We start from the raw sequence: 12942 nt of genomic DNA, 5'->3' as shown, positions 1-12942 counted from the left end.
CCCGGAAGTTGCCTCGCGCCCCCAGCCCCTTGCGGCGAGCGCCGCCGGGCGCCGGCGGGGTGCTCGTCGAGGGAGCCGGAGACGGCGTCGTCGTGGAGGGGCCGCGGCAGCGGTGCCGCGTCAGCGGGTCAGCACCAGCGACGTCAGCTGCGCCACACCCCAGCTGACCGGTACGCACAGGGCGAGCAGCGCGCCGGCCCGCAGGCCGGCGGACGTGCGCAGGACGCCGTCGGGGGTGCCGAGGGCGAGCAGGGCCGTGCGGGTGCCGGAGCGGGTCTGGCGGACCTCCGCGGCGCGGACCAGCAGCGCGGCGGCGGCGCAGGCGCCGACCAGGGCGGCGGCCGGAGCGGTCAGCGGGCCCAGCGGGCCGCCGGAGCCGAGGGCGCTCCGGCCGGGCAGGGCCGCGAAGGTCAGGGCCGCCGCGCCGACCGCGCACAGCACGCCGAAGGGCCGGCCCAGCCGGGCCGCGTCCTCCTGCAGGGCCCGCCCGGCCAGCAGCCGCAGCGCGCCGGGGCGGACGGCCTGGACCACGGCCCCGCAGGCATGGGTGAGGCCGGGGCCGGCGAGGGCGAGTCCGGCGGTGGTCAGGGCCCAGCCGGCCGGGACCCCTGCGCCGCCGCGGCCGGCCCATGCCTGTACGGCGAGCCCGCAGGCGGTCAGGGCGATGCCCCAGGGCAGCCCCGTCTGCGGGGCGGGCGGGGTGTGCGGGCGCAGCGCGAGGGCCGTGGCGGCCGCGGCGCTCAGCGGGACCAGGGCCAGCAGGGTGAGGGCGGCGGCGACGGGCAGCGGCCGGTCGGCGTGCAGCAGCCGGGCCCCGGCGCCGTCGAAGGGAAGTCCGGCGAGGTCGCCGCGCAGGTGGAGGAAGGCGGCCAGGGCCAGGGCGCTGCCCAGGGCGCAGGGGATGGCGGTGGAGACGGCGGCGACGAGGGCGAGGCGTGCGGGTCCCAGTCCGACGGCGTCCATCCCGGCGCGGGGGCGGCACGCCGGGTCGGTCCGGGCGACGGCGACGGCGAACTGGACGGCGGCTGCGAGCGGGACCAGGGCCCACAGCAGCCGAGGGAACGATCCGGCAGGCCGGGCGGTGGCGTCGGCCAGGACGTGGAGCAGCAGGAAGGCGGCGCCGGAGCAGGCGGCGGCGACCAGCAGCCGGCGCAGCTGGACGAGCGGGCGGGAGCCGCGGGCTAGGCGGAGAGCGAGCACGCGGCCTGCTCCTCCGGGGTGTCGTCGGGACCGGCGGCCACGGTCGCGGCCGCTCCGGCGGGACGGCCGTCGAGGAGGTCGAAGCAGCGGTCGGCGACGGCGGCGGTGCCCTCCTCGTGGGTGGCCAGCACCACGGTGATCCCGTGCGAGCGGGCCGCGGTGGTGAGGGTGCGCAGCAGCAGGGAGCGCTCGGCGCGGTGCAGCGGTGCCGTGGGCTCGTCGGCGAAGATCACCGCCGGCTCGTTGACCAGGGCGCGGGCCAGGGCGACGCGCTGGGCCTCGGCGCGGGTGAGTGCGCGGGGGCGCCGGCGGGCGAGGCCGCCGATGTCGAGGCGGTCCAGCCACGCGCGGGCGGCGTGCTTGGCGGTGCGGTGCGAGGCGCCCGCAACGAGCAGGGGCAGGGCCGCGTTCTCCCACGCGGTGAGTTCCGGAACCAGCGCCGGCTCGGGGCCGATCCAGCCGAACCGGTCGCGGCGCAGCCGCCGGCGGTCGGGGGCTCCCATGGTGTGGACGGGGATGCTGTTGAACCAGATCTCGCCCTCGGTGGGGACGAGCCGGCCGGACAGGCAGTCCAGCAGGGTGGTCTTGCCGCTGCCGCGGGGTCCGGTCACGGCGAGGATCTCGCCCTGGCGGACGGCGATCGAGACGCCGACGAGGCCGGGTGAACCTCCGCCGGACTTCGCCCGGGGGGACTCCCCGTGGGAGTAGTGAACGGACCGGGCCCACAGGACGTCATTGTCCGGTGGGGCGTTGTCCGGTGGAGCCACCATGGCGTACACCTCCGTTCGGGGGAACGAAGCGGAGCCGGTTCGGTCACCGGCGCCCGCACTGAGATGTAAAGAGATGAAGGTCCCGGACCGTGACAGCACACGGCCCGGACCTCCCCGTTCTCACTCGAACGGGGGATCCGGGCCGTGTCATCGGGCCTATTTACAGCCTGGCCTGCCGGCCTGGCCCTGCGGCTTCGTCCTACAGCTTGGTCCACGCCTCGGTGAGCACCGAGCGCAGGATGCCTTCGATCTCGTCGAAGGTGCCCTGGTCGGCGGTCAGCGGCGGGGCCAGCTGGATGACCGGGTCGCCGCGGTCGTCGGCACGGCAGTACAGGCCGTTGTCGAAGAGCGCCTTGGACAGGAAGCCGTAGAGCACGCGCTCGGTCTCCTCGTCCGTGAAGGACTCCTTGGTGACCTTGTCCTTGACGAGCTCGATGCCGTAGAAGTAGCCGTTGCCGCGGACGTCGCCGACGATCGGCAGGTCGTGCAGCTTCTGCAGCGTCTTCAGGAAGGCGGACTCGTTGTCCAGCACGTGCTGGTTGAGGCCTTCCTTGTCGAAGATGTCGAGGTTGGCGATGGCCACCGCGGAGGACACGGGGTGGCCGCCGAAGGTGTAGCCGTGCAGGAAGGTGTTGGCGCCCTTGTAGAAGGGCTCGGCGATGCGGTCCGAGACGATGCAGGCACCGATCGGGGAGTAGCCCGAGGTCATGCCCTTGGCGCAGGTGATCATGTCCGGGACGTAGCCGAACTTGTCACAGGCGAACATCGTGCCGAGGCGGCCGAAGGCGCAGATGGTCTCGTCGGAGACGAGCAGCACGTCGTACTCGTCGCAGATCTCGCGGACCCGCTGGAAGTACCCGGGCGGCGGCGGGAAGCAGCCTCCGGCGTTCTGCACCGGCTCCAGGAAGACGGCGGCGACGGTGTCGGCGCCCTCGAAGAGGATCTGCTGCTCGATCTGGTCGGCGCACCAGCGGCCGAAGGCCTCCGGGTCGTCGCCGTGGATCGGGGCGCGGTAGATGTTGGTGTTGGGCACCTTGTGCGCGCCCGGGACCAGCGGCTCGAAGGGGGCCTTCAGGGCCGGCAGGCCGGTGATGGACAGGGCGCCCTGCGGGGTGCCGTGGTAGGCGACCGCGCGGGAGATGACCTTGTACTTCGTGGGCTTGCCCTGCAGCTTGTAGTACTGCTTGGCGAGCTTCCACGCGGTCTCGACGGCCTCGCCGCCACCCGTGGTGAAGAAGACCTTGTTCAGGTCGCCGGGCGCGTAGTCGGCGAGGCGCTCGGCGAGTTCCACGGCCTTGGGGTGCGCGTACGACCACACGGGGAAGAACGCGAGCTCCTGGGCCTGCTTGTAGGCGACCTCGGCGAGCTCCTTGCGGCCGTGACCGGCGTTGACCACGAACAGTCCGGCGAGACCGTCGAGGTAGCGCTTGCCCTTGTCGTCGAAGATGTACGTGCCCTCACCGCGGACGATGGTCGGCACGGGGGAGTTCTCGTACGACGACATGCGGGTGAAGTGCATCCACAGGTGGTCATACGCGGTTTTGGACAGGTCTTGGCTCACGGGCTATCGAGTTCCCCACATGTAGGTCTGCTTCTTCAGCTTCAGGTAAACGAAGCTTTCGGTTGATCGCACGCCGGGGAGCGCGCGGATCCTCTTGTTGATCGTCTCCAGCAAGTGGTCGTCGTCCTCGCAGACGATCTCGACGATCAGGTCGAACGAGCCCGCGGTCATCACCACGTACTCGCACTCGGCCATCTGGGTCAGTGCCTCGGCCACCGGATCGACGTCGCCCTCGACGTTGATGCCGACCATGGCCTGTCGCCGAAGACCGACGGTGAGGGGGTCGGTGACGGCGACGATCTGCATGACGCCCTGGTCGAGCAGCTTCTGCACGCGCTGGCGCACGGCCGCCTCCGACAGGCCCACGGCCTTGCCGATGGCGGCGTAAGGACGGCGTCCGTCCTCCTGCAGTTGCTCGATGATCGCCAGGGACACAGCATCGACCGAAGGGGACGGTTGTCTGTTCCGGGAATCTGCGCTTCGACTGACCACGGCATCACTGTGCACGAGGAGTCGTCTGTTCCGCAAGACGGAATCGATGAAATCCGTCGTTTGCTGACTCTGATCTTGCTGATTTCGTAGTTCGCGGCATGTGGCCCTGTCGAAAGCGTCCGCCCACGGGCTAGGCTTGGGTTTCGTCTCAATCGTTGGACCTGTGATCAGGAGTGTGGCTGTAGTGACCACCGAACTGCGTCGTCTGCGCAACTACATCGGCGGAGAGTTCAAGGACGCCGCCGACGGGCGCACCACCGAGGTGGTCAACCCCGCCACCGGCGAGGTGTACGCCACCGCCCCGCTCTCCGGCCAGGCCGATGTGGACGCCGCCATGGCCGCGGCCGCCGCCGCCTTCCCCGGCTGGCGCGACACCACGCCCTCCGAGCGCCAGAAGGCCCTGCTCAAGATCGCCGACGCCTTCGAGGCGCGCGCGGACGAGCTCGTGGCCGCCGAGTCGGAGAACACCGGCAAGCCGCTGGGCCTGACGGCCAGCGAGGAGCTGCCGCCGATGGTGGACCAGATCCGCTTCTTCGCGGGTGCGGCCCGCCTGCTCGAGGGCCGCTCGGCCGGCGAGTACATGGATGGGATGACCTCGATCATCCGCCGTGAGCCCGTGGGCGTATGTGCCCAGGTCGCGCCGTGGAACTACCCGATGATGATGGCCGTGTGGAAGTTCGCCCCGGCCATCGCCGCGGGCAACACCGTGGTGCTCAAGCCCTCGGACACCACCCCGGCCTCCACGGTCCTGATGGCCGAGATCATCGACTCCATCCTGCCCAAGGGCGTCTTCAACGTCGTCTGCGGCGACCGCGAGACCGGCAAGGCCATGGTCGAGCACTCCACCCCGGCGATGGCCTCCATCACCGGCTCGGTGCGCGCGGGCATGCAGGTCGCCGAGAGCGCCTCGAAGGACGTCAAGCGCGTCCACCTGGAGCTCGGCGGCAAGGCCCCGGTCGTCGTCTTCGAGGACGCCGACATCGCCAAGGCCGTCGAGGACATCGCCGTCGCCGGCTACTTCAACGCCGGCCAGGACTGTACCGCCGCGACCCGCGTGCTCGTGCACGAGTCCATCCACGACGAGTTCGTCTCCGCCCTCGCCAAGGCCGCCGCCGACACCAAGACGGGCCAGCCGGACGACGAGGACGTGCTCTACGGCCCGCTGAACAACCCCAACCAGCTGAAGCAGGTCGCCGGCTTCATCGAGCGCCTCCCCGCCCACGCCAAGGTCGAGGCGGGCGGCCACCGCGTCGGCGACAAGGGCTACTTCTACGCGCCGACCGTCGTCTCCGGCCTCAAGCAGGACGACGAGATCATCCAGAACGAGGTCTTCGGCCCGGTCATCACCGTCCAGTCCTTCGCCGACGAGGCCCAGGCCCTGGAGTACGCGAACGGCGTCGAGTACGCCCTCGCCTCCTCCGTGTGGACCAAGGACCACGCCCGCGCGATGCGCATGTCCAAGCACCTCGACTTCGGCTGCGTGTGGATCAACACCCACATCCCGCTCGTCGCCGAGATGCCCCACGGCGGTTTCAAGAAGTCCGGCTACGGCAAGGACCTCTCCGCCTACGGCTTCGAGGACTACACCCGCATCAAGCACGTGATGACCTCGCTCGACGGCTGACCTGCCGCCACGGCAGTCGGATCGATCACCGCAGGGCCCTGAGGGGGCGGGCAGTAGACAATGTGTCTATTGCCCGCCCTCTTCACGTTCCTTGAGGCTTTCCCCATGCCTGAACCCGCCTTCTCCCGCCGCGCGACGCTGCGCGGCCTCGGTGCCGCCGGCCTGCTCGCGGCCCTCACCGGCTGCGGCGTGCCCGCCGCCTACGTCCCCGAGGACCGGCGAGGAGGCCCGGACCGCTCCGACCGGGAACGGACCGTCAACTTCTCCAACTGGCCGCTCTACATCGACACCGACGACAAGGACGAGGAGCGCCGCCCGACCCTCGAGGCCTTCACCGAGCGGACCGGCGTCGAGGTCCGCTACAGCGAGGAGATCAACGACAACGACGAGTTCTTCGGCAAGGTCAGCCCGGCGCTGATGAACCACCAGGACACCGGCCACGACCTCGTGGTGGTCAGCGACTGGATGGCCGCCCGCTTCGTCCACCTGGGCTGGGCCCAGACGATGGACCGCTCCCGGCAGCCCAACGTGGCCGCGCACCTCGATCCGCAGCTGCGCGCCCCCGCCTTCGACCGGGGCCGGCTGCACACCGTCCCCTGGCAGTCGGGCATCACCGGCATCGCCTACAACCGCAGGGCCCTGGGCCGGGAGATCAAGTCCGTCCGGGACCTGTGGCACCCGGACCTGGCGGGCAAGGTCACCCTCTTCTCCGGCCTGGACGAGTCCTTCGCCCTGCTGATGCAGGGCGACGGCGTGGACGTCACCCGGTGGACCGAGTCCGACTTCCACCGCATGTGCGACCAGGTCGAGCGCATGGTGAAGAAGAAGCACATACGCCGCTTCACCGGCAACGACTACACCTCCGACCTCGGCAAGGGCGACGTCCTGGCCTGCCAGGCCTACTCCGGCGACGCCATCCAGCTCAAGGCCGACAACCCCGACATCGAGTTCGTCGTCCCCGAGGAGGGCGCCGAGCTGTGGGCGGAGAGCATGCTCGTGCCCAACCTGGCCCGGCACAAGGCCCACGCCGAGGCGCTGATCGACCACTACTACGCGCCGGAGGTGGCCGCCGAGCTCGCCGCCGCCGTCAACTACGTCTGCCCCGTTCCCGCCGCCCGCGAGGTGCTCGCCCGCTCGGACGACAAGGAGACCGCCGCGCTGGCCGAGAACCCCCTGATCTTCCCGGACGAGCAGATGCGTGCCCGCCTGGCCGTGGCCCGCGACATCTCCTCGGCCGAACGCCGCTCGCTCGCCGCCCGCTGGAACGCCATCGTCGGACTCTGACGGCGCCGGCCGGACGGCCGGCTACTTCGCGAAGGCCGCCGCCACGATGCCGTACGCCACCTTGTTCATCTCCTTGCCCTTGGCATCCGTGGAGTTGACCGAGTAGACGAGGGTCCGCGACAGGTCCCGGGTCGCGCCTATCGCGGTGGTGTACCCGTGCCGGGCACCGGTCTTGCCCCACACCTCCGTGCCGTCCGGGAGCACGATCCGGGACATCCCCGCGGTCAGCGCGGCGTCCTCGCCGGTGGTGAAGTCCTTCACCGGCGGGACCGTGAACATCTCCTCCAACTGGGCCTTCGGCACGACCTTCCCGCCGAACAGGGCCACCGTGAACCGCTCCAGGTCCGCCGTGGTCGAGATGATGTCCCCGGCCGCCCAGCGCCCGGAGCTGTTCCACTCCGACACGTCGCGCAGCTCCCGCGAGCCGTCCGGCCGCGGCACCGCCTGGTAGCCGTGGTTGTAGGGGCCCTGGATCCGGGTCCCGGCCGGCCCCGGGAAGGAGGTCTGGCGCAGCCCCAGCGGCCGCAGGATCCGCTGCGCCACCGCCTCCTCGTACGACGTGCCCGTCACCTTCTCCACCAGCACGCCCAGCAGCGTGTAGTCGATGTTCAGGTAGTGCTGGGCCGCGCCCGGCCGGAACTCCGGCCCCTTGGCCAGCGCGCCCGCGATCTGCACCCGCGGGTCGACCACGTCGAAACGGTGCTGCCACTCCGCCTCGAAGTCGTCGCCCGGCCCGTCCGGGGCCTGGATCCCGCTCGTGTAGTTCAGCAGCTGCCGCACCGCGATCGGCTCGAAGGCGTCGGGGAACAGGCCCGGCAGGTACTGCTGCACCGGCCGGTCCAGATCGATCCGGCCCTCGGCGGCCAGCTGGAGCACGACGGCCGAGGTGAACGTCTTCGTCACCGAGCCGGCCCGGAACCGGCCCTGCTCCAGGGCCGGCCGGCCGCTGCGGACGTCCGCGACACCGGAGCTGCCCCGCCAGCTGCCGCTCGTGCCGCCCACCCGGACCAGTGCGGCCGTGGCGTCCTTGTGATCGGGCCCCAGCCCCGCGATGGCCCGCTGCAGCGCCGCCGCATGCGGCGGGGTGGAGAAGACCGGGCCCGCGGCCCCGCCCGCATCCGGCCCCGCGACCGCCGCCGCGGCCGCCCCGCGGGCGGGCGCGGGAGCGGCGTGCGCCACCGCCGGACCGGCCGCGATCCCGAGCACGAGCGCCGTCGCGATCAGCGTCGTACGCCCCGATGCCTTTCCGCCCCTCGCGCCCCTCGCGGCCTTCGCAGCCTTCGCGGCCTGCGTGGTGCCCGTGGCCTGCGTGTTGTCCGTGGCCTTCATGGTGTTCCCCCTGTGGGTCCTCCGGGCCGCCCCCTGCGGCCCGGACGACTCCATGCTGCGGCTCCCCGGGCCCTGCGCGGATCACCCCGCAGAGGGGTCTTCAGCAGTACGACAACTCACCGGCGCGAGGGAGTGCCCCCGCCCCTCCTCACCCCCGCGAGGGAGGGACCGCAGAGCCACCCGCCTCCCCGGCCGCGATCAGACCCGTCTCGTACGCGCAGATCACCGCCTGGATCCGGTCGCGCAGCCCCAGCTTCGCCAGCACATGGCCCACATGGGTCTTCACCGTGTGCTCGCTCACCACCATGGCCAGGGCGATCTCCGCGTTCGACAGCCCCCGTCCCAGGTGCAGCAGGGTCTCCCGCTCCCGCGCGGTCAGCACCTCCAGCCGCTCCCCGCACACCGCCCCCGGCCCGCCGCCGGCCGCGCCCGCCCCGACCGCCGAACGGGCCGCCGTGACCGCCGTGTACTCCTCGATCAGCCGCCGCGCCACCGACGGCGCCAGCAGCGACTCGCCCGCCGCCACCACCCGTACCGCGTGCACCAGGTCGTCCCGCCGCACGTCCTTCAGCAGGAACCCGCTCGCCCCCGCGTGCAGCGCCTCGTACACGTACTCGTCCGAGTCGAACGTCGTCAGCATCACCGTCCGGCACGCGCTCTCCGCCGCGATCGACCGGCACGCCTCGATCCCGTCCAGCACCGGCATCCGGATGTCCAGCAGCGCCACGTCCGGCCGCAGTTCGCGCACCGCGGCCACCGCCGCGGCACCGTCCCCGACCTCCGCGACGACCTCGATGTCGTCCTGCACGTCCAGGATCAGGGCGAAGCCGCTGCGCACCAGCTCCTGGTCGTCGGCCACCACCACACGGATCGTCACACCCCCACCTCCAGCGGCGAGGTTACAAGCGTCACCGCAACGCGGAACCCGCTCCCGTCCGCCCGGGGTCCGCAGGCCGCCGTCCCGCCGTGCACCGCCGCCCGCTCCCGGATCCCGATGAGCCCGTGCCCGCCCGCCGTTCCGCCCGTCCCCGGCGCCGTCCCGCTGCCGCCCGCACCCGGCCCGCGCCCGTCGTCGTCCACCGTCACCGCGAGGGTCCGCTCCCCGTACTCCAGCCGCACCGACACCGACCGCGCCCCCGCGTGCCTGACCACGTTCGTCAGGGCCTCCTGCACCACGCGGTGCACGGTCGCCTCCAGCGCCTGCGGCAGCGCCCGCAGCGTGCCCGTCCGCTCGTAGGAGACCTCCAGCCCGCTGCCGCGGACCCGCTCCAGCAGCGCCGGCAGGTCGTCGATCCCGGGCTGCGGCGCGCGCGGCGCCGGCGCCTCCTGCGTGCGCAGCACCCCCAGCATGGTCCGCAGCTGCGCCATCGCGTCCCGCCCCGTCTCGGCGATGGCGTCGAAGGCCGCCTCCGCCCGCTCCGGGGCCCGGCGCACCGCCACCGGCCCGGCCTCCGCCTGCACGATCATGATGCTGACCGCGTGCGAGAGGACGTCGTGCATCTCCCGTGCGATGCGGGCCCGTTCGCGGGCCGCGGCCTGCTCCGCCTCGATCCGGTTGGCCCGTTCCAGTTCGGCGGCCCGGGCCTCCACGGCCCGCGTGTAGGCCTGGCGGGTGTACTGCAGGCGCCCCAGCGCGTACGCCGCCGCCGAGACGAAGAGCGTGAACAGCAGCTCCCGCGCCGTCCCCGTGTTCCACCCCACCGACAGCGCGACCGCCACGGCCACCAGCAGCCCCACGGCGAGCCGGACCCGGGCCGTGCACTGCACCGCCACCGTGTAGAAGGAGATGAGGCCGGCGTACGGCAGCGGCTGGCCGGGCCCGTCCACGGCCACGTGGTACACGCCCCCCGCGGCCAGGACCGCGATCAGCACCGCCACCGGCGCCTGCCGCCGCCACACCAGCGGCACCACCCCGAGCGCGGTCATCGCGTACGAGCCCCAGTCGGCCGGCGGCAGATCGGCCGCCCGGGGCACCACGAAGGGGATGGAGACGGCCAGTTGGACCAGCAGCGTCAGCCCGAGGTCCTGCCGGCGCGGATCGGCGCGCCGGATCCGCTCGCCGAGGGCGCGTATCACCGCCCGAGCCCGGCCCGTACGGCGGCCAGCGCGTCGAGCCGGTTGGTGGTGACGGCGTCCACCCCGGCCCGGATCACCCTGCGCATCGACCACCTCGTGTCGGCGGTCCAGGCGGACACCAGCAGCCCGTCGCGGTGCAGGGCGTCCACCAGCTCCGGACTCACCAGCCCGAAGCGGTAGTTGAGCCAGGTGGGCCGCACCGCGTCGATCAGGACCCGGCGCGGCGGCGACAGCGTCGTCCACGTCAGCGCGATCTCCGCGTCCGGGTCGGCGGCCCGCACCTCCAGCATGGTGTCGGGGCCCGCGCAGTAGGAGGTGCGCTCTCGGGCACCGCACTCGCGGACCTGCCCGACGACCTTCCGCACCGCCTCGTACGTCGCCCCCGGCAGGTCGATCATCACCCGGCCGTCCCCGGCCGCCGTCAGCGCCTCGCGCAGCGTGGGGATCCCGCCGTCCGTCAACTCCTTCAGCTGCGGGGCCGTGACGGCGTCCAGCCGCACGTCATGGCCCCACAGCCGGTCCAGCGTCTCGTCGTGCAGGAGCACCGGCTCCCCGTCGCGGGTCAGCCGTACGTCGATCTCGACCGCGTCCGCCCCGCGGGCGAAGGCGGAGCGGAGGGAGGGCAGCGTGTTCTCGCGGAAGCGGTAGGGATCGCCGCGGTGGCCGATGGCCGTCAGGGTGCGCATGGCACCCATTGTCGGGCGGTGTCAGCGCGCCAGCCACGCAGCCGTGTACGTGTCGATCTCCTCGGCGAGCCGCGCCTTGCCGGCCGGGTCCAGGAAGGAGGCCTCGACCGCGTTCTTCGCCAGCGCCGCGAGACCGCGCTCGTCGAGCTCGAGGAGCCGGGCCGCCACCGCGTACTCGTTGTTGAGGTCGGTGCCGAACATCGGCGGGTCGTCGCTGTTGATGGTGACGAGCACGCCGGCCTGCACCATCTCCTTGACCGGGTGCCGGTCGAGGTCGGTCACGGCACGGGTGGCGATGTTGGAGGTCGGGCAGACCTCCAGGGCGATGCGGTGCTCGGCCAGGTACGCCAGCAGCTCCGGGTCCCGGACGGAGCTGGTGCCGTGGCCGATGCGCTCGGCGCCGAGGTGGCGGATGGCGTCCCAGACGGTCTCCGGCCCGGTGGTCTCGCCGGCGTGCGGCACGCTGTGCAGGCCCGCGGCCCGGGCTGCGTCGAAGTACGGCTTGAACTGCGGGCGCGGCACGCCGATCTCGGGGCCGCCGAGGCCGAAGGAGACCAGGCCCTCCGGGCGCAGGTCGACGGCCAGGCGGGCGGTCTCGGCGGCGGACTCCAGGCCGGCCTCGCCGGGGATGTCGAAGCACCAGCGCAGGATGACGCCGAGTTCGGACTCGGCGGCCTTGCGGGCGTCCTCGATGGCCTCCATGAAGGCCTTCTCGTCGATGCCGCGGCGCGTGGAGGAGTACGGGGTGATGGTCAACTCGGCGTAGCGGATGTTCTGCCGGGCCATGTCGCGGGCGACTTCGAAGGTCAGGGTGCGTACGTCGTCGGGGGTGCGCACCAGGTCCACCACGGACAGGTAGACCTCGATGAAGTGCGCGAAGTCCGTGAAGGTGAAGTAGTCGGCGAGCGCCTCGGGGTCGGTGGGCACCTTCGAGTCCGGGTGGCGCGCGGCCAGTTCGGCCACGATGCGGGGGGAGGCCGAGCCGACGTGGTGGACGTGGAGTTCCGCCTTGGGCAGCCCCGCGATGAAGGAGGTCAGGTCGGTCATGAGGTGCCTTTCGGAAGAACACGGGTGCGGACGGGACGGTCCTCATCGTAGGCAGCCCCGGGGAGTGTCCGCGGAAGCACATAGCATGGCCGTACGAGAGGGGGGCGACGCATGACCGACCAGAGCCCCGAGCCGGGCAACCCGTGGGCGCCGCCGGAGCGGCCGGCGGGTGGTTTCGGGGGACCGCAGGGCGCGCGAGGGGTACCGGGCCCGCCGTCCGTGCACGACCAGCCCACGATCGCGGGGATGCCGGGGGCCGACATACCGGCGGCGGCCGTGCCGCAGCCGTCACCCGGGCCGCAGCCCGGGGCCGTCCCGCAGCAGCCGGCGCCCGCCTCCGCCCCCGCGCCGCTGCCTCCCGCCTACGGGTACCCGGCCCAGCCGGCCCCGGGCGCGTACGCCTACCCGGCGCCGGCCCCCGTGTCCGCCCCGCCCGCGTACGGTTACCCGGGCTACCCCGGCTACGGCGGCTACCCGTACGGGGCGCAGCCGCGCAACGGCTTCGGGGTCACCGCGCTCGTCCTCGGCATCATCGCCGTCGTGGGCTGCTTCACCAGCTTCCTCGCCGTCGCCCTCGGCATCGCGGCGGTCGTCTTCGGCGTGCTCGGCCGCGGCAAGGCCCGGCGCGGCGAGGCCACCAACGGCGGGATGGCGCTGGGCGGCATCATCCTGGGCGCGGTCGGCATCGTGCTGGGCGCCGCCCTCCTGGCGATCGGCATCATCGGCATCCTGGACCGGGACGGCGACGTCCGCCACGACAGCCCGCATTCGGACACCCGCATGCGCGAGCGCGTCTGACCGCAGGACCGCAGCAGGCGACGGCGCAGGGCCGGCCCCGGGCACGTACCGCCCGGAGCCGGCCCTGCGCCGTTT

At 72.7% G+C, this 12942-nt stretch carries 12 protein-coding genes; 3 read left to right on the top strand and 9 right to left on the bottom strand.

What is annotated here, in order from left to right; translation table 11 throughout:
* Positions 1-120 precede the first annotated feature (120 nt).
* The 4 genes from AB0953_RS25840 to AB0953_RS25825 all read right to left on the bottom strand — a co-directional run bounded on the left by AB0953_RS25840 (position 121) and on the right by AB0953_RS25825 (position 4038).
* The gene (locus AB0953_RS25840; RefSeq protein ID WP_366861959.1) at positions 121-1200 is read right to left on the bottom strand and encodes a hypothetical protein; all 1080 of its coding nucleotides are present in this window, start codon (positions 1198-1200) and stop codon (positions 121-123) included.
* Positions 1182-1970 carry an ATP-binding cassette domain-containing protein gene (locus AB0953_RS25835; RefSeq protein ID WP_366861958.1) on the bottom strand — a complete coding sequence of 263 codons (789 nt, stop codon included), beginning with the start codon at positions 1968-1970 and terminating at the stop codon, positions 1182-1184. The genes AB0953_RS25840 and AB0953_RS25835 overlap by 19 nt, the downstream gene beginning before the upstream one ends.
* 199 nt (positions 1971-2169) lie before the next feature.
* Entirely contained in the window at positions 2170-3531 is a 1362-nt protein-coding gene (locus tag AB0953_RS25830) for an aspartate aminotransferase family protein (protein ID WP_366861957.1), read from the bottom strand.
* A gap of 3 nt (positions 3532-3534) precedes the next feature.
* Entirely contained in the window at positions 3535-4038 is a 504-nt protein-coding gene (locus tag AB0953_RS25825; protein WP_366861956.1) for an Lrp/AsnC family transcriptional regulator, read from the bottom strand.
* 169 nt (positions 4039-4207) lie between these two features.
* Between AB0953_RS25825 and AB0953_RS25820 the strand changes: the two genes are divergently transcribed.
* Both AB0953_RS25820 and AB0953_RS25815 read left to right on the top strand, forming a co-directional pair.
* A complete protein-coding gene (locus AB0953_RS25820; protein WP_366861955.1) occupies positions 4208-5647 on the top strand; it encodes a gamma-aminobutyraldehyde dehydrogenase in 1440 nt (479 codons plus the stop codon).
* A 105-nt stretch (positions 5648-5752) separates the two neighbouring features.
* Positions 5753-6931: a spermidine/putrescine ABC transporter substrate-binding protein gene (locus tag AB0953_RS25815; protein ID WP_366861954.1), complete on the top strand. Its 1179-nt coding sequence runs from the start codon at positions 5753-5755 to the stop codon at positions 6929-6931.
* Positions 6932-6952: 21 nt separating this feature from the next.
* On the opposite strand, the gene AB0953_RS25810 is transcribed toward AB0953_RS25815, so the two are convergent.
* The 5 genes from AB0953_RS25810 to AB0953_RS25790 all read right to left on the bottom strand — a co-directional run bounded on the left by AB0953_RS25810 (position 6953) and on the right by AB0953_RS25790 (position 12069).
* Entirely contained in the window at positions 6953-8260 is a 1308-nt protein-coding gene (locus tag AB0953_RS25810) for a serine hydrolase domain-containing protein (RefSeq protein WP_366861953.1), read from the bottom strand.
* 148 nt (positions 8261-8408) lie between these two features.
* Complete coding sequence (locus AB0953_RS25805) at positions 8409-9137, bottom strand: response regulator transcription factor (protein WP_366861952.1); 729 nt, start codon at positions 9135-9137, stop codon at positions 8409-8411.
* Positions 9134-10336: a histidine kinase gene (locus AB0953_RS25800; protein ID WP_366861951.1), complete on the bottom strand. Its 1203-nt coding sequence runs from the start codon at positions 10334-10336 to the stop codon at positions 9134-9136. The genes AB0953_RS25805 and AB0953_RS25800 overlap by 4 nt, the downstream gene beginning before the upstream one ends.
* Entirely contained in the window at positions 10333-11022 is a 690-nt protein-coding gene (locus AB0953_RS25795; protein WP_366861950.1) for a glycerophosphodiester phosphodiesterase, read from the bottom strand. The genes AB0953_RS25800 and AB0953_RS25795 overlap by 4 nt, the downstream gene beginning before the upstream one ends.
* A gap of 21 nt (positions 11023-11043) precedes the next feature.
* A complete protein-coding gene (locus tag AB0953_RS25790; RefSeq protein WP_366861949.1) occupies positions 11044-12069 on the bottom strand; it encodes an adenosine deaminase in 1026 nt (341 codons plus the stop codon).
* A 111-nt stretch (positions 12070-12180) separates the two neighbouring features.
* Between AB0953_RS25790 and AB0953_RS25785 the strand changes: the two genes are divergently transcribed.
* Positions 12181-12867, top strand: coding sequence for a DUF4190 domain-containing protein (locus tag AB0953_RS25785; protein WP_366861948.1), 687 nt, complete (start codon positions 12181-12183; stop codon positions 12865-12867).
* The last annotated feature ends 75 nt before the right edge of the window (positions 12868-12942 follow it).

The sequence above is a fragment of the Streptomyces sp. NPDC046866 genome, assembly GCF_040704625.1.
Lineage (GTDB): Bacteria > Actinomycetota > Actinomycetes > Streptomycetales > Streptomycetaceae > Streptomyces.
The sequence above is the reverse complement of the archived record's forward strand: the minus strand, read 5'-3'. Positions and strand labels throughout refer to the sequence as shown.